The organism is Levilinea saccharolytica (assembly GCF_001306035.1).
GTDB classification, from domain to species: domain Bacteria; phylum Chloroflexota; class Anaerolineae; order Anaerolineales; family Anaerolineaceae; genus Levilinea; species Levilinea saccharolytica.
In genome coordinates this window covers 77,346-98,767 of sequence record NZ_LGCM01000029.1, presented here as the reverse complement: position 1 = coordinate 98,767, position 21,422 = coordinate 77,346, and the positions used below count along the sequence as shown (strand labels likewise).

Here is a 21,422-nt window from a genome sequence, read left to right as displayed (position 1 = left end):
GGGCTGAGCGCGGCAAAGGTCATTAAACCTGGCTGTTTCTGTTGAGGGGCAGCCAGGTTTTTTCGCCCCTGGGAACCTGTGAGGGAGCTGGAGCGTCTCTATACGGAGAGGTGAAACCATGAAAAAGATGATGCTTGCCCTGATCCTTTTCGCCGGTCTGCTGGCCGGCTGTGTGGACGGCGCGGCACAAATGCCGCCGAAGCCAAGCCCCTTGCCGCGAGGGACGGAAAGCGGGCCAGATACGCCGGTGACGAATGAAACCAGCGTTCCCCGCCCGCAGCCGCCGATTTCAGAGGAAGGTATGGACAAAGAAACCGCCTTTGTGGATTCAGCTGAGGTGCTGATTCTGGAATCGGACCCGCCGCAGATTCACGTGCTGGTCAAAGGCAATGCCCCTACCCCGTGTCACTTTCCCAAGATGGTGATCAACCCGCCCGACAGCCGCGGACGGATTCAGGTGGAGGTTTATACCCTGGTGAATCCGGAGATGATCTGCACCCAGGTGCTGTCGCCTTTTGTGCTGAACGAAGCTGTGGATATGCAGGATCAGCCGGGCGGCAAGTACAGCGTGTCCGTCAACGGGAAGCCCATTGGCGAGTTCGATTGGCCCTAAATCGGATATACTTAAGGTATGCCACCGCTTGAAGAGATCGCCGGGCTTCTGAAAACCCATTATCCATTTCGGAAATTGGATGATGCCAGGCTGCTGGCGATTGCTGAGCGCATGGAGGAACAGACTTTTGAGGATGGTGAGCTGATTTTCCAGGCCGGAAATGACGCTCGCCATCTTTATTTTGTGTACAGCGGGGCGGTGACCTGCTCGGTGGGCGAGGGCGAGGCCGAAACGGTAATTTCTCGCTTTGTCCCTGGGGATTTGTTCGGCTACGAGATGCTGGGCAACGAAGCCAGCTGGCAGTCTTCGGCAGTGGCAGATGGGCAGGTGCTGGTGATGCGCCTGTTCCGCGACGATATGCAGGCCATTTTGGAGGACATGCCGGAGCTGGTGGACGGGCTGGAGATGCTCTACGACAGCTACCATCTGTCGCTGGAGGTTCCGTTTGACTGGCGCAAGCCGGATGAGGCCATCTATTTCATGGCGCGCAAGCAGATCCTATTTTTGGCGCTGCGCATGGCCCCCGTGGCGCTGCTGGCCGTGTTCACCTTGCCGCTGGCGCTGACGTTTTTGGTGCTGACCAACGGGATGGCCACCGCCTGGGTGGTGCTGCTGGCGGATGTGCTGGCGATTGCGGGTTGGGGGCTGTGGAATTATGTGGACTGGGCCAACGACTATTCGGTGGTGACCAGTCAGCGGGTGATCAACCAGGAACGGGTGGTGCTGCTGTATGACAGCCGGCAGGAAGCCCCCCTGAACGCGGTGCTTTCTGTCACGACCAGCACGGATCAATGGGGACGCTGGCTGAAATATGGGGACGTGATCGTGCGCACCTATGCAGGCGTGATTGTGCTGCCCAAGCTGGCTAACCCCCAGCAGGTGGTGGCGCTGATCGAAGGGGAATGGGCGCGGGCGCGGGTGAACCGCACGGCGATGGAGAAGGCGGCCATTGCCAAAATGCTGCGTGAGCGGTTGGGGATGAACCGCGCGGGGGCGGCGGCAGCGGTGAACCAGCCGGTGACGGCCCAGGTGGAGCCCGGAGAGCTGCAAAGGCTGTTCGCCAACCTGTTCCGCATGCGCTTTGAAAGCGGCAGCACCATCACTTACCGCACGCATTGGTTTTTCTTGCTGCGCCACATCTTCTTCCCCACCCTGATCTTTCTGGCCGTGTGGGTGGTCTTTTTCCTGCGCGCGGCGGGGGTGTTTGCCATCCTTTCCGTGGGGGCCATGTTTGCGCTGACCCTGCTGGGTTCGCTGGTGGTGGGCCTGTGGTGGCTGTACCAGTACACCGACTGGCGCAACGATTATTACGTGATCAGCGATGATCAGGTGCTGGATGTGTATAAGAAGCCGCTGGGGCGCGAGGAGCGCCAGGCAGCCCCGCTGCGCAACATCCAGAGCATTGAGTTTAAGCGCATTGGTCTGTTGGGTCTGCTGTTGAATTACGGCACGGTTTATATTCGTGTAGGCGACGCCAATTTGACCTTTGATTATGTATTCAACCCGGCGGACGTGCAGCAGGAGCTGTTCCGGCGCATTGCCGAGCGAGACTACAAAGACAAGCGCAGTGCGGAAGAGAAAGAATTGCAGCGCACGCTGGACCTCTTTCAGATTTACCACCGCGTGGCGGAAGAAGACCGCAACCTGCGCCAACCGCCGCGGCAAAATTGAGGTAAAATCAGGGGCGAACAATTTTAGAGGATAGGATGGGCAAGGTGCTGAGATGACAATTCGACCGATCGTGACGATTCCGGATGCCGTGCTGCGCCGCAAAGCGCACAAGGTGACCGATTTTGGCAAAGACTTTCAAACCCTGGTGATGGACATGGTCGAAACCATGCGCGTTGCGCCGGGGGTGGGGCTGGCTGCGCCGCAGGTGGGCGTGCCCATGCGCCTGGTGGTGGTGGAATATGGGGACGACGAGGACGACGACGCCCCCAAGAAGCTGTATGTGATGGCTAACCCGGAGATCGTGCAGGTGTCGGAAGACGACAAGGTCTTGGGGATTGAGGGCTGCCTTTCGGTGCCGCGCCTGGTGGGCGAGGTGGAACGCTATCATAAGATCGTGATCAAGGGCATGAACCGCCTGGGTAAACCGGTGAAGATCAAAGCCGACGGCTGGCTGGCGCGTATTTTCCAACATGAAATTGACCACCTGGAAGGGGTGCTCTTCACCGACCTGGCGACGCGCGTTTGGGAGCCGAGCAAAGAAGAGGAAGCGAAGTACGTAGATTGAAATGTATCTGACGCGCTTATCGTTGACCGATTTTCGAGCTTTTGCCCGCCTGGACATGGAAGTGCCCCGGCGGATTCTTTTGTTAGTGGGGGATAATGCCCAGGGCAAAACCAGCCTGCTGGAGGCGGTGTACTATCTGGCCACCTTCACCTCGCTGCACGCGCAAAGCGACCGGCAGTTGATCCATTTTTTGGCGGCGCAGGAGGCCCTGGCGGTGGGGCGCATCACGGCAGAATTTCAGCGTGGGGGGCGCGGCCACCGTTTGGAAGTGCGGCTGATTCTGGAAAACAGCAACGGAAGCGCGCGTCTGCGGCGGGAGATTCTGGTGGACGGGATCAAACGCACCGCACAGGAGGCGGTGGGCTTCTTCAACGCGGTCATCTTCCTGCCGCAGATGACGCGCGTGGCAGACGGCAGCCCCGAAGATCGGCGGCGTTATCTGAATCTGCTGCTTTCGCAGGCTCACCCCGGCTATGCCCAGGCGTTGAGCGAATACCAACAGGTGCTGACCCAGCGCAACGCGCTGCTGAAGCAGTTGGGCGAGCGCGGAGGCGACAACAGCCAATTGGACTATTGGGATGGGCTGCTGGTGGAGCGCGGGGCGACCTTGATTTACGCCCGCAACACGGCCATTTCTGAGATCGAGCGCCTGGCGGCGCAGTTTCACGGACGCCTGACCCGCCAGCAGGAGGTGCTGCGCATTTTTTACCAGCCCGCCTACGACCCGTTGGAGCCGCCCGCGGGGCAGTACAGCCTGCCGCTGATGACCAGCGCCGACCGCAGCCGCTTTAGCCGTGAGGACTTGCGCCGCGGCTTTCAGGAAAAATTGGCCGCCGTGCGCGGTGAAGAGATCGCCCGCGGGGTGACCACCGTTGGCCCGCACCGCGATGAGGTGCGCTTTGTGAGCAACGGGGTTGATTTGGGCAGCTTTGGCTCGCGCGGGCAGGTGCGCACCCTGCTGCTGTCCCTTAAGCTGGCCGAGGTGGCCTGGCTGAAGGAGAAGACCGGCGAGTGGCCGGTGCTGCTGCTGGACGAAATTTTGGCTGAATTGGATATGCAGCGCAGAGCCGACTTGCTGGAGGCGCTGGGCGAGGGCGAGCAGTCTTTAATGACCACCACGGATTTAAACTTGTTCGATCCGGCTTTTATTCAAAACGCATCTGTGTGGCGGGTGCGGCAGGGGGTGGTGAGCAGCGAGGGGTAGGTTATTTGAGGGGGGTTTTGGAAGGGATGCCCACCCGGCGGGGGTACTGGGGTGGGGTGGCGGCGACTTTATCCACCACAATCAGATAGCGATCTTCGGTGATGCCCGGCAGAGTCAGATGATGCAGCTGGCGCAGGCGCCCGCCCAGGATGTGGGCTGGGCGTTCGGCGGCGTGGGCTTCGGCCGGGCCGTTTTCGCCTTTCTGCATGAGCACAGCCCCGCCGATGCGCACCAGGGGGATGAGATATTCCACCAGGGTGGGCATGTGCGCCACGGCGCGGGCCACGGCCCAATCGTACTGCTCGCGGTGCTGGGGCGATTGGCCCAGCTCTTCGGCGCGGGATTGCAGCACTTCGACCTTATCCAGCCCCAGGGTGGTCACCATGTGGCGGCAAAATTCGGTCTTTTTGCCTACTGATTCCACCAGGGTCAGGCTGAGGTTGGGCAGCAGAATCTTGAGGGGCAGGCCGGGGAAACCGGCGCCGGTGCCGATGTCAATCAGGCGGTTGGGCGGGGCGTCGCGCAGCACCAGCAGGCAGGAGAGTGAGTCTAAAAAGTGCTTGCTGCGCACGCCTTCCGATTCGCGGATGGCGGTCAGGTTGAAACGGCTGTTCCACGCCAGCAGTTCACGTTCGTAGGTCTCAAACGCGGCGATTTGACGGGCGGTGAGGGTGATCCCCAGCAGATTTTTGACGTCCTGGCGCAGTTTTTCCATACAGCTTGATTATAACCTTTAGCGAAGAATCTCAATCCCATCTGGGCCGAAAACTTGCTGATTGGGGAAAGAATGTTTTTGGTCTTCGGCGGCGTAGGCGGCCCGCAGGTGGGCTTTTTCGGCAGAAGAGCAGCCCCAGGCCTGCTGGCTGTCGGCGGGCAGAGGCTGGCCGGGCGAGAGTACCGAGAAACGCTGGGCCGCGGGCTCTGCCTGGATCTGCTGCACCACATACCAGCGGCCTTCCTCCGGTTCGAATGTTTCGCCAGCGTTAAGGGCGATCGGGGTGGTGTCGCAGGCGCGCAGCAGGGGTTCCAGATCCAGACTGCGGCGGTACAGGTGCGCATCGGTTTGCAGGTTGGCGATGAATTGGGCCGCGAGCAGGAAGCCCACCAGCAGGATGGGAGCCGCACGCGGGAAGGCCACGCTGGGGGCAGGGGCGTCCTCACCGCTGGGGCGGGCGGGTGAGGGCAGCTCGGTGAGGGCCAGCAGCGCGGAAAACACCGGGATCAACACCGGCAGCCAGTAATGATCGGGGCGCACGGCGATGACCCAACCGAGGTAGGCGGTGTAGGGCAGCGCCCAGGCCAGGATGAGCTGGTTGTGCAGGCGGCGCGGCCCAGCCAGGGCGGCCATCAGCAGAGAGAGCAGGGCAAAGGCCAGGAAGTAAGCGCTGCCGTACCAGCGTTCCAGCACGGGCAGCCAGGAGAGCGGCCCTTTGGCGTAGGCGTCCTGATTTTCCCAGCCGTGGGTGAAGGAGAAGTTATGATCCTGGTGAACCTGAAGGATGGCAGCGCGGGTTTGGGGGATGAGCAGCAGGGGGTTGGAAAGGATGAAGACCGCAAAGAGGATCAGGATGAAGAGCGCACCGGCTTTCAGCGCCTGGGGCCAGGTGAGGCAGCGGCGGCGCAGGCCGGTGAGCAGGTACCAGGCGACGGCCAGGAAGAAGAAAAAACCGATTAGCTTGATTCCGGCGGCCAGACCGCAGGCTGCCGCGGCAAAATAGAAATTGCGCCCAAAGCGCAGCTGGTCGCGGTCCAGAAAGTAAAAGGTCAACGCCACGGCCAGTACAGTCAGCGCGTCGGGATGCCACCATTGGATATTCTGACGAAATACGCCGGGGACAAAAGCCAGGAAGAGAAAAAGCACAGCCGTGCGCCAGAAAGAGCGCAGGCCGGTTTGCAGGGCGGTGAAGATCAGCAGGGCGGCCAGCATGGGCAAAACGGAGATGCCCTGACGGAGAAAGAGGATCAGGGTTTGGGTGTGGGCGGCCAGATCGGCGCCGTAGAAGATTTTGAGGGGCAGGGCAGCCAGGGCGTTGAAGAAATAGAAGGGGTAGCCGTAAATGTAGTGCTGATGGTTGAAAAAATGCTTGAGGGATTCGATCAGCGTGCTGCCGGGGGTGAGCATGCGCAGCAGATTGGGGTACTGAATATTTTCGTCCGGTGAGGTGAGGAAGAGCATGTGCTCATCCGCGGCACCCTGTGCGTTGGGGAAGATGAAAAGGATAAAGTAAGCCAGGATGAGGGGAAGCAAAGCCCAAAACACACGCTTGCGAGAGGTCAACATGCACACTCCATTGGACAGAATGGGGTCATTTTAACCGAAATTTGAGCGGCAGGGGGAAAACGCGGCCAACAGGCATTGCCGTGCGGCGGCGCGGGGGCTATACTGGGGGCAGCAAGGGAGTGATCTGCCATGCAATTGAATTGGAAGGCAAGGCTATTTCAATTGGCCCGCAGGCCCGCTGTGGGGCGGGTGATTGGATGGGTATTCGCGAAGATGAGCTTCTTACTGCCTGTGGAGCGTCTGGTGGATACGGAGGAACTGGTGGCTTTTTGGCACCCGCAGCCGTCTTATGCCACCCATATTTTGATCGTGCCCAAACGGGCCTACCCCAGCCTGACGGCGGTTCCGGCGGGGGAGGGGGCCTTTTGGGGCGCGCTGATGGAAACCGTGCAGCGCCTGGTGCGCGAATTGGGTCTGGAGGCGGACGGATACCGCCTGATTGCCAACGGCGGGGCGTTTCAGGAGGTGGGGCAGCTGCACTTTCATCTGGTGAGCGACCATCCGTCTGCGGGCCAGGGGCGCCCATAGACGGCCAGATGGTGAGGGGGCGACCTACCCATTTGACCAGTCTTTTGTGAGACAAGCGCTAAGTTCTTGACACGGGTTGGGGCGGCGTGCTAAACTGGACTTGATGTAAATTCTAAGAAAGGAGAGGCGCAAGAGATGGTTTACAACATTCTTCCTACGTTCATGATTTGCTCTGCGGCCGTCGTTTCTGGCGGTGGTGCTGTTGTACCTTCTCGGAGTGCGCCTACTCTCGGTTAGAAGAACCAGTTGTCTCTTCAAAGCCACGGGCGTGCTCCAAGTCCCGTGGCTTTTTTGTTGGGTGAAAACTCAGGCCGCGGGAATCCCGTGGCCTTTTTTATTGCGGCGCGGAGGACAGAAATGACATTCAAAACAGGATTGGGTAAGGCTTTTTGTTGATTTTGGATCTGCGGTGGCTGCGAACTACGGGCCGTTCGCAAGGCCAATTGGTTTGGACAAAGGGACGCAAGGGAACGCAATGAAGGAGCACGATATGTTTGAGACATTGACCCGACATGGAGGATACCGTATCGATTACCTAAAGCCGGAGATTGCCGGCCACCCCGAAGCGTTTGGCTTCTATGTGTGCGGCAGTCTCCCCGAAGATGCGGTGTACAGCACCAGTGCGCGCAGACAGCTTTTGGCCGGGTTGAGCGCCATTCAAAACCAAATGAACCCGGACCACCTGGTGGCGATTTATGTGGACATTAACAACCTGGAGAATTTATTCCGCGGCGCGTACCAGCAGCTGAAACGGGATGTGCGCGAGGGATTGATTCACCGCGTGTTTGTAATCTCGCTGGGCGATTTGATTGACGGCCCAGAGAGCATCGAAGATATGACCGGATTGTTCCGCGACTCAGGCGGTTTTGAGATTATCAGCCTGGAGGATGGAATATGCCAGCGTGAGACTTTTGCATACGCCTGTTACCGATGGGTGATGCGCAATGCGGCGGAGATCTATGAAGCACCTTGCATTGAACACTAAACCCTTGCAGGAACTGCATCCGGTTCAGGCCCACTGCACCTGCCGTCTGGGCGGCGTGGGGTTAAAGCCCACCCCGACTCACTTCGGCAGTCTGCTTGATAACGGCTCTTGAGGTTGAAAACGCGCCCGCGCGGTTTTCAGCCCAAGGGCCGTTTTTCTTGTTTTTTGAAGGCTTTATGGAAAAGGAGGAGACGCAGACATGATCGAAACCCCTTTATTTGAAGGCAAGCGGGTGAGAATTTGCGAGATTGACCCGGAAAAGACGACTGCCGAGGAAGCGCGGTGGACGGTTGACCTGGATGTGGCCAGCTACTACCGCCCGAATGCCCCGCGACCGCTGGCGGCTTTTGAAATTCAGAAATTTTACGAGGGGCGCAAAAAAGACATTGAGAGCATGCAGGTGCTCTATTTTCTGCTGCGCCGCAAAGCCGACGACCAGTTGATCGGCTTCTTTCGCGTGCGCGGCATTCAGATTTCGCACCGCACAGCCTGGTTTGACCTGGTGATCGCCGAACCTGAGGGGCAGGCCGAGGCTGAGGAAGAGGCTTTGCGCCTGGCGCTGCGCTACCTCTTTTTGGAAATGAATCTGGATTATGTGACCATGCGGCTTTCGGAAACCCGCTTTGGAATGGAAGAACGCCTGAAAGCGGCGGGTTTCAGCCTGGATGTGCGCCAGCGCGGCATGGTGTACCGCCGCGGACGTACCTGGGATCTGCTGCATTACGGTTTGCGGCGGCGCAGTTGGATGCAAAAACAGGGGCTGGAGGTGGAAGAATGAGCAGTATTTTTGAAGGTCAACTGGTGCGCCTGGCGGTTCCCGACTTTGAGCGCGACACCGAGATCATGGTGGCCTGGAGCCGCGACAGCGAATATATGCGCCTGAGCGGCAGCGAACCCGCGCGCATGTGGTGGCCGGCGGCGGAGAAGAACTGGCTGAAGGAGTACATGGACGAGGCTTATCTCTTCGGCATTTACCGCCGAGAAGATGACCGCCTGATCGGCACCCTGGATTTGGAGGTGGACAATTGGGCGGTGCGCAACGCCTGGCTGGGTATCGGCATCGGCGACCGCAGCTGCTGGGGCCAGGGCTACGGCAGCGAGGCCATGCGTTTGCTGCTGCACTACGGCTTTGAGGAGCTGCATCTGGATCGGGTCACCTTAAATGTGTTTGAGTACAACACACGCGGGGTGCATGTGTATGAGAAGCTGGGCTTCAAGGTGGAAGGGCGTTATCCCAAGTGGCTGCTGCGCGAAGGCAAGCGCTGGGATTTGATCTTTATGGGAATCACGCGCAGCGAGTGGGAACAGGTCTGCGCGGAGAGCGGAAGCAGTTTTTAAAATAGAGAGGCAAAAATGGTGGCTATTCATCCAATCGTAGAAAAATTCCCTCTGGTGATGCCGGAGGGGATGCACGACCGCCCCTTTACCCTGGCGGATGCGCCAGGGGTGGTAGAGGTTTTTAACCGCGTTTCGCAAAAAATGACCGGTCAGGACGACACTTCGCTAGAAGAGGCCCTGGCGGATTGGAACGACCCGGTGTATGTGCCGGAGCGGGACGGGCGGGTGATGGTGAACGCGGACGGTAAGGTGGTGGGCTTTATTGAGTTTTACGATATGGGCCAGCCGCACGCCCGGTTTTACAGCTTTGGGCGGGTGGACCCGGACTATACCGGACGGGGGGTGGGGCGGTTTCTGCTCAGTTGGGTGCTGCAGCGCAGCCTGGATAATTTGGAATTGGCCGAGCCGGGCACGCGCGTGTCCCTGCTGGGCGGGGTGAACGAAGCCGATCAGGCCGGGCAGCGTCTGTTTCAAAACCTGGGTTTCCGCTTGGAGCGCGTCTTCAGCCGCATGCGCATTGATTTTGACCAGCCGCCGCAGGCGCCGGTGCTTCCCGAAGGGATCAGCCTGCGCGCTGCCAGCCCGGAGGACAATCGGCAGGTGTACCTGGCGGTGTATGATGCGTTCATGGATCACTACGGCTTTGTGCCGCAGCCCTTCGAAGACTACTATGAGCGCATGATGCACTTTTTAGAAAGCGACCCCTATACAGATTACTCCCTGCGCTTTGTGGCTGAGGAGGGGGGCGAGATCGCCGGGTTCTCGCTGTGCAATCCGCGCACGGGCGAAGACCCCAACCTGGGCTGGGTGGGGCAGCTGGGGGTGCGGCGGACCTGGCGGCGCAAGGGCCTGGGGTTGGCGCTGCTGCTGCATTCCTTTAATGAGATGTATGCGCGCGGGCTGCGCTCGGCAGGGCTGTGGGTGGATTCGGACAGCCTGACGGGGGCCACGCGATTATATGAAAAGGCGGGTATGCGCGTGCAGACGCGTTCGGTGCGCTTTGAATATGAGCTGCGCGCAGGCAAAGAGATGGGGGTGATGAGCCTGTAGCTGCTCTCAGCGAATGGATCAGAGAAGCTCAGCCCAGGCCGCCGTGCCTGGGCTGTTTCTTTGCGCGGCAGATGATATAATCCAGGGAATTGCCGCCAAGGAGGCTCAGAACCGTGACATCCAAGCCGAAAATTCGCGCCGTGATTTTTGATATGGGGGGGGTTTTACTGCGCACTGAAGACGGAGGCCCCCGTGAAGTCCTGGGACGGTCTTTGGGGATCAGCCGTGCCGAGCTGGAACGGGCTGTGTTTGAATGCGACGAGGCGCGGGCGGCCACAGTCGGGGCGCTGCCCGAAGAACGCATGTGGCAGGCGGTGGGGGAGCGCCTGGGGGTGGCGGCGGAGCAGCTGCCGGCTTTTCAAGATCAGTTTTGGGCAGGAGATGAGCTGGATCTGGACCTGGTGCAGATGATTCGCGGGCTGCGCAAGCGCTGGCGGACGGGGCTTTTGAGCAACGCCTGGCCCAACATCCGCAGCACATTGGGGCGGCTGTACCCCGATTTTTTGGATGCGTTTGATGAGGTGGTGTTTTCGGCTGAGGTGAAGATGGCCAAGCCGGACGCACAGATTTATCATTTAATGGTAGAGCGCATGGGCGTGCGGCCAGAGGAAGCCGTGTTTGTGGATGATTTTTCGGCCAATGTGCGCGGAGCGCAGCGGGCAGGGCTTCAGGCGGTGCATTTTACCAGCCCGGCGCAGACCTGGCTGGAGCTGCGTGCGCTGCTGGGAGACGGCCTTGATTGAGCTGGAAACGCTGACGTTCCCCAACGGGCGGCCGCTGCGTTTGGGTGTGGTGTCGGATACGCACGTCCCCGACCGGGCGCTGGAGCTGCACCCGGGGCTGATTCCCAGCCTGGCAGCGGCGCAGGTGGACCTGATTTTGCACAGTGGGGATATTTCGACCCCGGCGGTGTTGGAGGCATTAGCGGAGGTGGCGCCGGTGCGGGCGGTGCGCGGCAACCGCGATTTTGCCTTCTTGGGCAAGCTGCCCCTGGTGCGCGCTTTTCAGATTGGGCCGCGTAAGCTGGTGCTGATGCACGGGCACGGCGGCTGGCTGCGCTATTTGCTGGATAAGGTGGAGTATATCCGGCACGGTTACCGGCTGGAACGGTATCACGACCTGCTAATGGAAACCCTGCCGCAGGCGGACGGGGTGATCTTTGGACACACGCATTTTGTGGAAAATGTGTGGAAAGGGGGCAAGCTGCTGTTTAATGCCGGCTCGGCTTCGATGGGTTCGCCGGTGCACCCGCTGCCTTCGTTTGGCGTGCTGAGCGTGGCGCACGACGGGCAGATGCAGGCGGAGGTGACGGCCCTGACGGGATTGCGGCGCGAGGGTCGGAAATGGGTTGATTTGTAATTTGCTTGCATGGATTTTCTTAAATAATCTTGACCTTTCCATATGCGATTGATATAATCACTATTTGCGCATGGTATACCCATGCGTAGGTATTTTTGTGTATTAAGCGGATCTGGAAGAAACCAATATTCGGCCAGGTTTAGACAACTTAGGAGTGCTCTATGGCGTCTGTTCTGCCAACCAAGTCTTTCGCGCGTATCCCCGTCATTTTTGACCTTCCTGACCTGATCGAAGTCCAGCTAGATTCCTTTCGGCGCTTGAAATCGGAAGGACTGGCCGACCTGTTCAACGAAGTTTCCCCGATTGAATCCTATAACAAAGGCATGAAGCTGTTTTTCCCCAGCCATTCGCCAGAGAGCCAGCAGTGGGGCTTGCGCTATTGGTTTGGGGACCCCAAGCACTCCATGAACGAATGTGTTGAGCGCGATTTGACCTATGCCAGCCCGCTGTATGTGAGCGTGCTGCTGGCTGGGCCAGAAGTGCCCGAACCCATCAAACAAGACATCTTCTTGGGTGATTTTCCCGAAATGACCGAAAAGGGCACGTTCATTATCAACGGCTCTGAGCGCGTGGTCGTTTCACAGTTAATCCGTTCCCCGGGTGTGTATTTTGAAGCGCCGGTGGACCGCGCCTCTGGCCACCGCCTGGCGATGGCCAAGCTGATCCCCGATCGCGGCGCGTGGATGGAATTTGAAACCCGCAAGAACGATTATTTGATTTTGAAGTTCAACCGCAAACGCACGGTGCCGATCACCATCTTCCTGCGGGCGCTGGCGGCCATTTCGGACGGCCTGATCGATTCCCCGATCAAAGAAGGCAGCGACGAAGAATTGATCGCCCTGTTCCAGGATGTGGATAACAACCCCGACCGGCTGTTCATCACCTCCACCCTGCGTCAGGAACCCGCCTGGGATTTGAGCGGCGGCCTGACGGTGGCCGAAGCAGCGCTGATTGAATTCTTCAAGCGCATGCGCCCGGGCGACCCGGCCACGCTGGATAACGCGCGCCAGTTCCTGGAAGAGCAGCTGTTTGATCAGCGCCATTACGACCTGGAGCGGGTGGGGCGCTATAAGCTGAATCAAAAGTTGGATCTGGTGGACCGCGTGCCGATCTCGCACCGCACGATCACCCGCTGGGACATCGTGTATTTGATCCGGCGCATGATCCTGATCAACAACGAAGTCGAAGACAAAGACGATATTGACCACCTGGGCAACCGCCGTGTGAAGACCGTGGGCGAGCTGATTCAGAACAAGCTGCGCATTGGCTTGCGCCGCATGGAACGGGTGATCAAAGAGCGCATGTCCATTCGCGATCAGGAACAGGTGTCGCCGGTAGGTCTGGTGAATATCCGCCCGGTGGTGGCTGCCCTGCGCGAATTCTTCGGCTCCAGCCAGCTTTCGCAGTTCATGGATCAAACCAACCCGCTGGCCGAGCTGCGCCACAAGCGTACGCTGTCGGCCTTGGGCCCGGGCGGTCTGCGACGTGAGCGCGCCGGCTTTGACGTTCGCGACGTGCACCACTCGCACTACGGCCGCATTTGCCCCATCGAAACCCCGGAAGGGCCGAACATCGGTTTGATCGGCCGTTTGGCGAACTTTGCGCGGGTGAACGAATACGGCTTTATCGAAACGCCTTACCGGCGCGTGATCAAGCAGCTTTACAACGATGACGCCCGCATGGTGGACCGCCTGCTGAAAGAGGCGGTGGCCAACCCCGAAACTGGCGAGGTGATCGCCCAGAGCGGCGAGCGCGTGACCGCGGCGTTGGCGGCTGAGATCAAGAAACTGCCGCGCCGTCTGGTGTTCGTGGCTCCCTTTGTGTCCGAAGAAGTGGAATACCTTTCGGCGGATGCGGAAGACAAGTTTGTGATTGCCCAGGCCAATACCCTGCTGGATACGCACAATGAATTTGTCAACGCGCAGATTTCCTGCCGTCACCATTCCGATTTCATCACCTCCACGCCGGATGCGGCCAATTATATGGATATTGCCCCGCACCAGGTGGTGGGCGTCAGCGCTGCGCTGATCCCCTTCCTGGAGCATGACGACGCCAACCGCGCGTTGATGGGCTCGAACATGCAGGCGCAGGCCGTGCCGTTGGTGAAGCCGGACATCCCCCTGATTTCGACGGGCATGGAAGCCTTCGCGGCGATTGACTCGGGCCAGGTGGTGGTGGCCGAAGAAGACGGTGATGTGGTGTCGGTCACCGGGCGGCAGGTGATCGTTCGCAGCCTGGACGGCACGCTGAAGACCTATTCGCTGCGCAAATATCAGCGCTCGAATCAGAGCACCTGCATTGACCAGCGCCCGGCTGTGGCCAAGGGCCAGCGGGTGCATAAGGGCGATGTTTTGGCGGATTCTTCCTCCACGTCCTCGGGCCATCTGGCCCTGGGGCAAAACGTGGTAGTGGCCTTCGTTTCGTGGGAAGGCGGCAACTTTGAAGACGCCATCCTGATCAGCGAACGGCTGGTGCAGGACGACCGCTTCACCTCGGTGCACATCGAGAAGTACGAAGTGGAAGCCCGCGATACCCGCCTGGGCCCCGAAGAGATCACGCGCGACATCCCCAACGTGGGTGAAGACGCGATTAAAGACCTGGACGACCACGGCATCATCCGCATCGGCGCGGAAGTGGGCCCCAACGACATCCTGGTGGGTAAGATTACCCCCAAGGGTGAGAAGGAACTGACCCCCGAAGAGCGCCTGCTGCGGGCCATCTTTGGCGAAAAGTCGCGCGATGTGAAAGACACCTCCCTGCGCATGCCCCACGGCGAGCGCGGCAAGGTGGTGGATGTGAAGGTGTTCACCCGCGAAGATAATGTGGACCTTTCGGCGGGCGTGGACATGATGGTGCGCGTTTCGGTGGCGCAGCGCCGCAAGATCACCGCTGGCGACAAGATGGCCGGCCGTCACGGCAACAAAGGCGTGGTCTCGCGCGTAGTGGCGGTGGAAGATATGCCCTTCCTGGAAGATGGTACTCCGGTGGACATCATCCTGAACCCGCTGGGCGTGCCTGGCCGTATGAACATCGGTCAGGTGTTGGAAGTGCATCTGGGTTGGGCGGCCAAGAAACTGGGCTACCGCTCGGTGACCCCGGTGTTTGACGGCGCCAACGAAACCGAAATCGAAGCGGAACTGGCGCGGGCCTGGCTGACCGACGTGGCCTGGCAGGAGATTGGCCTGCGCGCGTGGGATTGGCTGCACGCTCAGGGTGAATATGACCCGGATTTGATCCGCGACGACGACGAAGTGCGCCTGATGTACCTGGAAGATTGGCTGGGTGCGCAGGGCTACGACGTGGCCCGCATGCCCACCGATGGCGATTACACGCGCCGCAGCGTCAGCGCGGCCTGGCTGCGCGAAAAGGGCTTCAACGCCGATGAGATTTTGGATTACGACTCGGTGCCCGCCAACGCGCCCTTCACCCGCGACAGCGACCTGCGCGCGATTAACGTCAGCCTGCGTTTATGGCTGGAGCGCCTGGGCGTGGATGTGAGCGCGGTGAAGGATGAAGAAATTCGCGCTCGCGCTGAGGCCTACACCGCCGAGACGGGTACACCCATGCCGATTTTGGGCAAGGAAGTGCTGCGCGACGGCAAAAGCGGTATCCCCTATGACCAGCCGGTGACGGTGGGTGTGATGACCATGCTGAAGCTGCACCACCTGGTGGAAGACAAGGTACACGCGCGTTCCACTGGCCCCTACAGCCTGGTGACCCAGCAGCCGCTGGGTGGTAAGGCGCAGTTCGGCGGCCAGCGCTTTGGTGAAATGGAAGTGTGGGCGCTGGAAGCCTACGGCGCGGCCTACACCTTGCAGGAAATGTTGACGGTCAAGTCGGATGATGTGCAGGGACGCGTGAACACCTATGAAGCCATCGTCAAGGGCGAAGCCATTGAAGAACCGGGTCTGCCGGCATCCTTCCGCGTGTTGGTGAAGGAACTGCAAAGCCTGGGGCTCTCGGTGGAAGCCGTGATGGATTCGGGCGATGTGATCCGCTTTGGCAAAGACGAAGAGCGGACGCGCCCGCCGAAGATTGAAACTGGATTGTTGGGCCTGGGTGAAGATCTGGAGAATTTGATCTAGCTTGACGCTCAAAATGGGCTGTGATATAATCAGCGCCTGTTGCCCTTAGCGAAGGGGTGGGCATAACCCGCCCATATCCGTTGCACAACGGCGAGGCCATCATTGCAAACGATGGCCTCCCTTATTGGAAAACAAAACAATCATTTTATAAGGCGAGGATTTCGCCGCAGGCAATGTTTCGGAGGCAAAACGTGCCAACAATTAACCAATTGATCCGCAAAGGCCGCCAAATTAAGAAGGCCAAAAGCAAAGCACCCGCGCTGCAGTACACGCTGAATTCGATGAAGCAGCGCCGCGTGCGCCAGATGGAAGGCGCACCGCAGAAACGCGGTGTGTGCACGGTTGTGCGTACCATGACCCCCAAGAAGCCGAATTCGGCGCTGCGCAAGATTGCCCGCGTGCGTCTGACCAACGGCATCGAAGTGACCGCCTATATTCCGGGTGAAGGTCACTCCCTGCAGGAACACTCGGTGGTGCTGGTGCGCGGCGGTCGTGTGAAGGACCTGCCCGGTGTGCGCTATCACATCGTGCGCGGTACGCTGGACACGACGGGCGTGGCCAAACGCGGCCAGTCCCGCTCGAAGTATGGTTCTAAGCGCCCGAAGGCCTGATCGCTGATCAGACCCTGACGCCAGGCAATTGAAGACGGAGAGATCTTAATGCGACGTACGAAACCCGAAAAGCGAGAAGTAACCCCCGATGTGCGCTTTAACAGCACCATCGTGCAAGAGATCATCAATCGCGTGATGCACTCTGGAAAGAAAAGCACGGCGACCGCGTCGATTTACGGCGCGATGGACCTGATTAAAGAGCGCACCGGGCGTGAGCCGATGGAAGTGTTGGAACAGGCGCTGCGCAACGTGGGGCCGATGATGGAAGTCCGCCCGCGGCGTGTGGGTGGGGCGACCTACCAGGTTCCTATGGAAGTTCCGGCTTCGCGCCGGTTGACCCTGGCCATGCGCTGGTTGATTGATTCATCCCGCAACCGCACTGGCAAGTCTTTCGCGGAGAAATTCTCGGCGGAATTGATTGACGCGTCCAACAACACCGGCGCGGCTGTCCGCAAACGCGAAGAAACCCACAAGATGGCTGAAGCCAACCGTGCTTTCTCGCACTACCGTATGTAATTGAAGGACCAGAGACGCAATCATGTCACGGCAATATCCGATTGAAACTTACCGCAATATAGGCATCATCGCCCATATTGACGCCGGAAAAACGACCACGACCGAGCGGATCTTATTCTATACCGGCAAGACCTACCGGATCGGTTCCGTGGACGAAGGGACAACCGTGACGGATTGGATGGCCCAGGAACGCGAACGGGGTATCACCATCGTTTCTGCGGCAGTCTCTGCGGAATGGAAGGGTCACCAGATCAACGTCATCGACACCCCAGGGCACATTGACTTCACGGCTGAAGTGCAGCGCTCTTTGCGTGTCTTAGACGGTGGGTTGGTGGTGTTTGACGCCACCCAGGGTGTGGAACCGCAAAGTGAAACCGTTTGGCGGCAGGCGGACCGTTACAGTGTTCCGCGTATTTGCTTTATCAACAAGATGGACCGCATTGGGGCTTCGTATGAAGACGCCATTGACTCCATCCGCACCCTTTTGGGCGCCAACCCCATCGCCATGCAGCTGCCGATCGGCAGCGAAGCCAGCTTCCGCGGTGTGGTGGACTTGATGAGCATGCAGGCCATTTATTGGGATGATGATCTGGGCCGGGAGATGCGCATCGCCGCGATTCCGGAAGATTTGAAAGATCTGGCCCAAGAAATGCGCGACCAGATGGTGGAACGCGCTGCCGAAATGGACGACGACCTGACGGTCAAGTTCCTGGAAGGCGAAGAGATCAGCGTGGATGAACTGAAAGCCGCCTTGCGCGGTGCGGTGATCCGCAATCAGGCCACGCTGGTGTTCTGCGGCTCTTCCTTGCGCAACAAGGGCGTGCAGCCGCTGCTGGATGCGGTGGTAGATTACCTGCCCTCGCCGCTGGATGTGCCCGCGGTGAAGGGTGTGAACCCCAACACAGATGCCGAAGAAGAACGCACCCCCAGCGATGAAGAACCGATGAGCGCGCTGGTGTTTAAGATCGTCACCGATCCCTATGTGGGGCGGCTGGCGTATTTGCGCGTGTATTCGGGCGTGCTGCGCCAGGGTGAGATGGTTTACAACCCGGTGAAGGGACGCAAGGAACGCGTGGGGCGGCTGATCCGCATGTACGCCGACCGGCGTGAGGACATCACCGAAGTGTACGCAGGCGACATCGCGGCCATTTTGGGCCTGAAAGATACGTTCACCGGCGACACCCTGACCGATGCACAAAAACAGATCGTGTTGGAAAGCATCTCTTTCCCTGAGCCGGTGATTCAGGTGGCGATTGAGCCGAAGACCACCATGGACCAGGAAAAGATGGGCGAGGCCTTGCACAAGCTGTCGGAAGAAGATCCGACTTTCCGTGTGCATGTGGACGAGACCACCGGCCAGACGATCATTGAAGGGATGGGCGAGCTGCACCTGGATGTGTTGGTGGACCGCATGATGCGCGAATTCCGCGTGCAGGCCAATGTGGGCCGCCCGCGGGTGGCGTATCGCGAGACGATCACGCGGCCGGTGCGCAAACTTTCATACCGCTATGTGAAGCAGACCGGTGGGCACGGCCAATACGGCCATGTGGTCTTTGACCTGGAGCCGTTAGATCGTGGAAACGGTGTAGTTTTTGAAAACAATATTGTGGGCGGTGCAATTCCCAAGGAATACATCCCCGCAGTGGAAAAAGGCGTGATTGAAGCTGCTGACAGCGGAACGCTGGCCGGATATCCGATGACGGACATTCGGGTGAGCCTGGTGGACGGCTCTTTCCACGAAGTTGACTCGAGTGAAATGGCTTTCAAGATGGCCGCGATCTTTGCCTTCAAAGAAGGTGTTGAGAAAGGCTTACCGGTATTTCTTGAGCCGATTATGAGTGTTGAGGTCATTATCCCGGAAGACTACCTGGGCGATGTGCTGGGACAGATCAGCGCGCGGCGCGGGGAAATTTTGGGGATGGATATGCGCCACGGCAACACACAGGCGGTCCGCGCGCGGGTTCCCCTGGCCGAGATGTTTGGGTATGCCACAGAGCTGCGCTCTGCAACCCAGGGCCGGGGAGTGTTCTCGATGGAGTTCGACCATTATGCGCCGGTTTCCGACTCGGTTGCACAGAAAATTTTGAACGGCTAGTTCAACCCTGGAAACTATTCGGCTTAATTCTTAAGGAGAGTTAGATCTTATGGCCAAGCAAAAATTTGATCGAAGCAAGCCGCATCTGAATGTCGGCACGATGGGACACATCGACCACGGGAAGACGACCTTGACGGCGGCGATCACGAAGTACTGCCAGATGCTGGGCAACGCAGAATATCGGGCGTATGACCAGATTGACAACGCGCCGGAAGAAAAAGCGCGCGGGATCACCATCAACATCGCGCACGTGGAATACTCGACGGCGAACCGGCACTATGCGCACGTGGACATGCCGGGCCACCGCGACTACATCAAGAACATGATCACGGGTGCGGCGCAGGTGGACGGCGCGATCCTGGTGGTAGCGGCGCCGGACGGCCCCATGCCGCAGACGCGGGAGCACGTGCTCTTGGCGCGGCAGGTGGAAGTGCCGAGCATCGTGGTGTTCCTGAACAAAGTGGATCAGATGGACGATCCGGAATTGTTGGAACTGGTGGAATTGGAACTGCGGGAAATGCTGACCGCGAACGAATTCCCTGGGGACGAGATTCCGATTGTGCGCGGGAGCGCGCTGAAGGCGCTGGAAAGCACCTCGACGGACGTGAACGCGCCGGAATACGCCTGCATCAAAGAGCTGTTGGATGTAGTGGACAGCTACATCAAAGAGCCGGAGCGGGCGATTGACAAACCGTTCTCGATGCCGGTGGAAGACGTGTTCTCGATCAAGGGACGCGGCACGGTGGTGACGGGTCGTGTGGACCGCGGCATCATCAAAGTGGGCGATCCGGTGGAGATCGTGGGTCTGCGCGACAAGAGCATGAGCTCGGTGTGCACGGGCGTAGAAATGTTCCACAAGATGCTGGATCAGGGCATGGCGGGTGACAACCTGGGCCTGCTGCTGCGGGGCATTGAGCGCACGGACGTGGAGCGCGGAATGGTAGTGGCGAAGCCGGGGAGCATTCACCCGCACCGCAAGTTCAACGCGGAAGTGTACGTGTTGAAGCGGGAAGAGGGTGGGCGGCACAAGCCGTTCTTCCCTGGGTACCGGCCGCAGTTCTACATTCGGACGATGGATGTGACGGGAGACATTCGGCTGCCCGCGGGCGTAGAGATGGTCATGCCGGGCGACAATGTCAACATGGAAGTTGAACTGATTGTGCCGGTGGCGCTGGAGCAAGGCTCCAAGTTCGCCATTCGCGAAGGCGGCCTGACCGTCGGCGCTGGCGTGATCACCAAAATTCTGGACTAGGTAAGAGGGTATGGCCAAACAACGTATTCGCATTCGCCTTAAGGCATACGACCACCGTGTATTAGATCAGTCCGCTAAACGGATTGTCGACACGGCCGAGCGCAGTGGTGCTCATGTAGTCGGGCCTGTCCCGCTGCCGACCAAAATTGAGCGGTTCACCGTTCGACGCTCAACGTTTATCGACAAGGACTCGCACGAGCATTTTGAAATTCGCACGCACAACCGTCTGATCGATGTGCTGGATCCCGATTCGAAGACGATTGACATGCTGATGCGGCTCAATCTGCCCGCGGGTGTAGACATCGAGATCAAGATTTAGTTTTAGGCAGTACATGGATAGGGAAAATGGGCAGCAAATGAAGCCAAACATTTGCTGCCCTTACCCTGGTCAAAAAGCCGGGGTTGTACTATAATTGGCTGGTTTGGCGTGATCGCCGAACAGCAGCAATGCAAGAGCGGTCTTGTGGGCGCACGAGACAAAACGCGGAGTGACGCAGCGGACCGCTGACTACATTGTTGAGAGATGATGCAACCATGCCCAGGTTGACAGTCTCTGTGCAAATCAATCTAAAAGGAGAAAAACCGAGATGTTCAAGGGCATTTTAGGTAAGAAAATCGGCATGACCCAGATTTTCGATGAGACTGGCTTGGCTATTCCTGTCACTCTCGTTGAAGCTGGGCCATGTTACGTTACCCAGGTGCGCACGCCCGAGAAAGACGGGTACTCCGCCGTGCAGTTGGGTTTTGACGAAGTCAAACCCAAACGACTGACGGGTGGGGAGAAAGGTCATCTGAAAAAGAATAACCTGGCTCCGCTGCGCTTCCTGCGGGAATTCCGATCTAAAGACCCCCAAGTTAATGAAGGTGATGAAGTAAAAGTCAGCCTATTCGCCATGGGCGATATGGTGGACGTGATCGGCACAAGCAAAGGCCGAGGCTTCCAGGGTGGTGTAAAGCGCTATCATTTCGCTGGTGGTCCCAAGACTCATGGTCAGTCGGACCGGCACCGTGCACCGGGCTCTCGCGGCTCGGGTACAACCCCAGGTCGTGTGTATAAAGGTTCGCGTGGACCCGGTCATATGGGCGATGACCGCGTCACAGTCCAGAATCTGAAGGTCGTCTTCGTGGACGAAGAACGCAACCTGCTGGGTGTGCGTGGGGCTATTCCTGGCCCGCGCGGTGGTCTGGTGATGATAAAGGAGGCGCGGAAACAGTAGGCTGCGCAAGCGCCAACTGTTCCTAGCCGAAAAGGGAGCTAGAGACTATGGT

The 21,422-nt window shown here is 59.1% G+C and carries 21 protein-coding genes; 19 read left to right on the top strand and 2 right to left on the bottom strand.

Annotation, left to right across the window (positions count from 1 at the left end):
* The first annotated feature begins 118 nt into the window (after window positions 1–118).
* From ADN01_RS08080 to recF, 4 genes are read left to right on the top strand one after another with little or no spacing between them, the layout of a single operon-like run.
* A complete protein-coding gene (locus tag ADN01_RS08080; RefSeq protein ID WP_062419033.1) occupies window positions 119–613 on the top strand; it encodes a hypothetical protein in 495 nt (164 codons plus the stop codon).
* Window positions 614–631: 18 nt separating this feature from the next.
* Entirely contained in the window at window positions 632–2,284 is a 1,653-nt protein-coding gene (locus ADN01_RS08075) for a cyclic nucleotide-binding domain-containing protein (protein ID WP_062419032.1), read from the top strand.
* Between the two features lie 52 nt (window positions 2,285–2,336).
* Entirely contained in the window at window positions 2,337–2,849 is a 513-nt protein-coding gene (gene def / locus ADN01_RS08070) for a peptide deformylase (RefSeq protein ID WP_062419031.1), read from the top strand.
* Window position 2,850: 1 nt separating this feature from the next.
* Window positions 2,851–4,053, top strand: a complete 1,203-nt coding sequence (gene recF / locus ADN01_RS08065; protein ID WP_062419030.1) for a DNA replication/repair protein RecF — start codon at window positions 2,851–2,853, stop codon at window positions 4,051–4,053.
* Between the two features lies 1 nt (window position 4,054).
* Here recF and rsmG read toward each other — a convergent pair whose 3' ends face one another.
* Window positions 4,055–4,768, bottom strand: coding sequence for a 16S rRNA (guanine(527)-N(7))-methyltransferase RsmG (gene rsmG / locus ADN01_RS08060; RefSeq protein ID WP_062419029.1), 714 nt, complete (start codon window positions 4,766–4,768; stop codon window positions 4,055–4,057).
* Window positions 4,769–4,786: 18 nt separating this feature from the next.
* Complete coding sequence (locus ADN01_RS08055) at window positions 4,787–6,334, bottom strand: hypothetical protein (protein WP_062419028.1); 1,548 nt, start codon at window positions 6,332–6,334, stop codon at window positions 4,787–4,789.
* A gap of 213 nt (window positions 6,335–6,547) precedes the next feature.
* Here ADN01_RS08055 and ADN01_RS08050 point away from each other — a divergent pair, with 213 nt between their 5' ends.
* The 15 genes from ADN01_RS08050 (at window position 6,548) to rplC (ending at window position 21,370) form a co-directional block, all read left to right on the top strand.
* On the top strand, window positions 6,548–6,862 hold the full coding sequence (locus ADN01_RS08050; protein WP_062419027.1) for an HIT domain-containing protein: 315 nt from the start codon (window positions 6,548–6,550) through the stop codon (window positions 6,860–6,862).
* 490 nt (window positions 6,863–7,352) lie between these two features.
* Entirely contained in the window at window positions 7,353–7,847 is a 495-nt protein-coding gene (locus tag ADN01_RS08045) for a hypothetical protein (RefSeq protein ID WP_062419026.1), read from the top strand.
* A complete protein-coding gene (locus ADN01_RS20205) occupies window positions 7,837–7,959 on the top strand; it encodes a hypothetical protein (RefSeq protein ID WP_269082016.1) in 123 nt (40 codons plus the stop codon). Before ADN01_RS08045 ends, ADN01_RS20205 begins: the two co-directional genes overlap by 11 nt.
* Window positions 7,960–8,046: 87 nt before the next feature.
* Window positions 8,047–8,625, top strand: a complete 579-nt coding sequence (locus tag ADN01_RS08040) for a GNAT family N-acetyltransferase (protein ID WP_062419025.1) — start codon at window positions 8,047–8,049, stop codon at window positions 8,623–8,625.
* A complete protein-coding gene (locus tag ADN01_RS08035) occupies window positions 8,622–9,185 on the top strand; it encodes a GNAT family N-acetyltransferase (protein ID WP_062419024.1) in 564 nt (187 codons plus the stop codon). Before ADN01_RS08040 ends, ADN01_RS08035 begins: the two co-directional genes overlap by 4 nt.
* Window positions 9,186–9,200: 15 nt before the next feature.
* Window positions 9,201–10,235 (top strand): GNAT family N-acetyltransferase, encoded by a 1,035-nt coding sequence (locus ADN01_RS08030; RefSeq protein ID WP_062419023.1) that lies wholly within the window; start codon window positions 9,201–9,203, stop codon window positions 10,233–10,235.
* Between the two features lie 113 nt (window positions 10,236–10,348).
* A complete protein-coding gene (locus ADN01_RS08025) occupies window positions 10,349–10,978 on the top strand; it encodes an HAD family hydrolase (protein WP_062419022.1) in 630 nt (209 codons plus the stop codon).
* The gene (locus ADN01_RS08020; protein WP_062419021.1) at window positions 10,971–11,594 is read left to right on the top strand and encodes a metallophosphoesterase family protein; all 624 of its coding nucleotides are present in this window, start codon (window positions 10,971–10,973) and stop codon (window positions 11,592–11,594) included. Before ADN01_RS08025 ends, ADN01_RS08020 begins: the two co-directional genes overlap by 8 nt.
* Window positions 11,595–11,755: 161 nt before the next feature.
* On the top strand, window positions 11,756–15,679 hold the full coding sequence (locus ADN01_RS08015) for a DNA-directed RNA polymerase subunit beta (RefSeq protein ID WP_062419020.1): 3,924 nt from the start codon (window positions 11,756–11,758) through the stop codon (window positions 15,677–15,679).
* Between the two features lie 191 nt (window positions 15,680–15,870).
* The gene (gene rpsL, locus ADN01_RS08010; RefSeq protein WP_062419019.1) at window positions 15,871–16,290 is read left to right on the top strand and encodes a 30S ribosomal protein S12; all 420 of its coding nucleotides are present in this window, start codon (window positions 15,871–15,873) and stop codon (window positions 16,288–16,290) included.
* Window positions 16,291–16,338: 48 nt separating this feature from the next.
* Window positions 16,339–16,806 carry a 30S ribosomal protein S7 gene (rpsG, locus tag ADN01_RS08005; protein WP_062419018.1) on the top strand — a complete coding sequence of 156 codons (468 nt, stop codon included), beginning with the start codon at window positions 16,339–16,341 and terminating at the stop codon, window positions 16,804–16,806.
* Window positions 16,807–16,828: 22 nt separating this feature from the next.
* Entirely contained in the window at window positions 16,829–18,901 is a 2,073-nt protein-coding gene (gene fusA, locus ADN01_RS08000; RefSeq protein ID WP_062419017.1) for an elongation factor G, read from the top strand.
* A 49-nt stretch (window positions 18,902–18,950) separates the two neighbouring features.
* Window positions 18,951–20,153 carry an elongation factor Tu gene (gene tuf / locus ADN01_RS07995; protein ID WP_075071054.1) on the top strand — a complete coding sequence of 401 codons (1,203 nt, stop codon included), beginning with the start codon at window positions 18,951–18,953 and terminating at the stop codon, window positions 20,151–20,153.
* Window positions 20,154–20,163: 10 nt separating this feature from the next.
* A complete protein-coding gene (gene rpsJ, locus ADN01_RS07990; RefSeq protein WP_062419012.1) occupies window positions 20,164–20,472 on the top strand; it encodes a 30S ribosomal protein S10 in 309 nt (102 codons plus the stop codon).
* A gap of 268 nt (window positions 20,473–20,740) precedes the next feature.
* Window positions 20,741–21,370: a 50S ribosomal protein L3 gene (rplC, locus tag ADN01_RS07985; protein WP_062419011.1), complete on the top strand. Its 630-nt coding sequence runs from the start codon at window positions 20,741–20,743 to the stop codon at window positions 21,368–21,370.
* The last annotated feature ends 52 nt before the right edge of the window (window positions 21,371–21,422 follow it).

Excerpts from the sequence above, each read along its gene's own strand:
- ADN01_RS08080 (WP_062419033.1), top strand. The coding sequence starts at position 119 with ATGAAAAAGATGATGCTTGCCCTGATCCTTTTCGCCGGTCTGCTGGCC.
- ADN01_RS08075 (WP_062419032.1), top strand. The coding sequence starts at position 632 with ATGCCACCGCTTGAAGAGATCGCCGGGCTTCTGAAAACCCATTATCCA.
- def (WP_062419031.1), top strand. The coding sequence starts at position 2,337 with ATGACAATTCGACCGATCGTGACGATTCCGGATGCCGTGCTGCGCCGC.
- recF (WP_062419030.1), top strand. The coding sequence starts at position 2,851 with ATGTATCTGACGCGCTTATCGTTGACCGATTTTCGAGCTTTTGCCCGC.
- rsmG (WP_062419029.1), bottom strand. The coding sequence starts at position 4,768 with ATGGAAAAACTGCGCCAGGACGTCAAAAATCTGCTGGGGATCACCCTC.
- ADN01_RS08055 (WP_062419028.1), bottom strand. The coding sequence starts at position 6,334 with ATGTTGACCTCTCGCAAGCGTGTGTTTTGGGCTTTGCTTCCCCTCATC.
- ADN01_RS08050 (WP_062419027.1), top strand. The coding sequence starts at position 6,548 with ATGAGCTTCTTACTGCCTGTGGAGCGTCTGGTGGATACGGAGGAACTG.
- ADN01_RS08045 (WP_062419026.1), top strand. The coding sequence starts at position 7,353 with ATGTTTGAGACATTGACCCGACATGGAGGATACCGTATCGATTACCTA.
- ADN01_RS08040 (WP_062419025.1), top strand. The coding sequence starts at position 8,047 with ATGATCGAAACCCCTTTATTTGAAGGCAAGCGGGTGAGAATTTGCGAG.
- ADN01_RS08035 (WP_062419024.1), top strand. The coding sequence starts at position 8,622 with ATGAGCAGTATTTTTGAAGGTCAACTGGTGCGCCTGGCGGTTCCCGAC.
- ADN01_RS08030 (WP_062419023.1), top strand. The coding sequence starts at position 9,201 with ATGGTGGCTATTCATCCAATCGTAGAAAAATTCCCTCTGGTGATGCCG.
- ADN01_RS08015 (WP_062419020.1), top strand. The coding sequence starts at position 11,756 with ATGGCGTCTGTTCTGCCAACCAAGTCTTTCGCGCGTATCCCCGTCATT.
- rpsG (WP_062419018.1), top strand. The coding sequence starts at position 16,339 with ATGCGACGTACGAAACCCGAAAAGCGAGAAGTAACCCCCGATGTGCGC.
- fusA (WP_062419017.1), top strand. The coding sequence starts at position 16,829 with ATGTCACGGCAATATCCGATTGAAACTTACCGCAATATAGGCATCATC.
- tuf (WP_075071054.1), top strand. The coding sequence starts at position 18,951 with ATGGCCAAGCAAAAATTTGATCGAAGCAAGCCGCATCTGAATGTCGGC.
- rpsJ (WP_062419012.1), top strand. The coding sequence starts at position 20,164 with ATGGCCAAACAACGTATTCGCATTCGCCTTAAGGCATACGACCACCGT.
- rplC (WP_062419011.1), top strand. The coding sequence starts at position 20,741 with ATGTTCAAGGGCATTTTAGGTAAGAAAATCGGCATGACCCAGATTTTC.